At 39.4% G+C, this 819-nt stretch carries 1 pseudogene; it reads left to right on the forward strand.

Annotated elements, in window-relative coordinates:
* Window positions 1-810: pseudogene (locus tag H5072_RS20635) on the forward strand (glutamate--cysteine ligase); the annotation flags it as partial.
* Window positions 811-819: the final 9 nt, after the last annotated feature.

An 819-nucleotide genomic window follows, 5' to 3' on the forward strand; every position in this document is an offset into this window, starting at 1 on the left:
TATAACTCGTTAGATGAATATGTAGCAGGCCTTAAAAAAGCAATCAACACACCATCAGAAATTTATGGTGATCTTGATGATTACAAGAGTGAAAACCCTAAGCAGTTAAATAAGAATATTCTGCAGATTGAAAACGAATTTTACTCGCCAATTCGTCCTAAGCGTAATGCTAAAAGTGGCGAAACGCCAACGGATGCACTGCTTCGAGCAGGCATTGAATACGTAGAAATTCGCGCATTAGACGTTAACCCGTTTAGCGAAGTTGGTATTGATATTGAGCAAATTCACTTTTTAGATGTGTTTTTAACGTATTGTTTATTAAAAGATTCAGCTCCAATGGATTGGAAAGAACAAGCACGCAGTACTGAAAACCTCGACACAGTAGTCAATCAAGGTCGAGAAGAGGGGCTAATGCTTAACTTTAATAACACACAGCGTAGTCTTCAGTCGTGGGGCGATGAAATATTTGCACAGCTCACTGATGTCGCTAAATGGATGGATAATGCTTATGGTGTTAATTATTACTCCGATACTATAAAGCGCATGGCAACGTGGGTGCATAATCCAGAGCTTACTTATTCTGGACGTTACGTGTCGCAATTAAAAGAGTCTGGTTTAGACAACGGTCACTTTGCACTAGCACTGGCTAATAAATACAAACAAAGCCACGCAGACACTGATTACAGTGAGTTTTTAAAGCCTTGGCTGGAACAACAAGTTGTAGAGTCTAACGAAGCACAAACTGCAATTGAGCAAGCAGATACTCAGTCATTTACCGCCTTTTTAGATGCGTATTTTGGCGGTAAATAATCTTAATAC

Origin of the sequence: Pseudoalteromonas sp. SR45-5 (assembly GCF_014163565.1) — a bacterium.
Taxonomy (GTDB): Bacteria; Pseudomonadota; Gammaproteobacteria; order Enterobacterales; family Alteromonadaceae; genus Pseudoalteromonas; species Pseudoalteromonas distincta.